Below are 520 nucleotides of genomic sequence, written 5' to 3'. Positions count from 1 at the left end.
CAAGTGGGAGGATTTTCTCAGCCTGACGGCCGACCCAGGCATTGCCGTAATCGCCCTTGAGGTATGGGATGTGGATGTTGACGGCAACAAGATCAAATGGCCCGTCTACATCTTCTCCAAGCGCAAGCACTTCAACGACCACCTGAAACTTATCCAGAGTCTGGTGCCGCACCTGACCTGCGAAACAAAACGGATTTCGGTGTTGCAGTTCTAGTGCGCTTGCCGATGGTCTTTCTTTACAGGGACGTTGAATTTCAATGAGCGATCTTGCCGTAATCCGCAGCCTGCTCCGCTGGAGTCGCCCGGTTGAACTCCCCGAGAACCACCAGTGGGTCCACCCGGATGAGCCGGTGTTGTTGGAGTGGAGAATCAATGCGAGACCCTACAATACGAGGGTTGCAAATTTGATGTTTCTCATGGTTTTGATTTTGGCAGTATTAATTTTTTTTGTTCTTCTCACGCCAGAAAGCGATTCTTCGATTTTGGAAGATTTGGCATGGGGTGGAGCTTTTTTCTTTCC

Annotated in this window: 1 protein-coding gene and 1 pseudogene; both read left to right on the top strand. The window is 50.2% G+C overall.

Features of this window, described 5'->3' with window-relative positions; genetic code table 11:
• Positions 1-214 (top strand): hypothetical protein (locus A7D27_RS28470; RefSeq protein ID WP_170832334.1); only part of this gene is annotated, 214 nt, incomplete at its 5' end.
• 43 nt (positions 215-257) lie between these two features.
• Positions 258-520 (top strand): annotated as a pseudogene (locus A7D27_RS26905) (hypothetical protein); the annotation flags it as partial.

Source organism: Pseudomonas sp. 1D4 (assembly GCF_001728925.1).
GTDB classification, from domain to species: Bacteria; Pseudomonadota; Gammaproteobacteria; order Pseudomonadales; family Pseudomonadaceae; genus Metapseudomonas; species Metapseudomonas otitidis.
The sequence above is the reverse complement of the archived record's forward strand: the minus strand, read 5'-3'. Positions and strand labels throughout refer to the sequence as shown.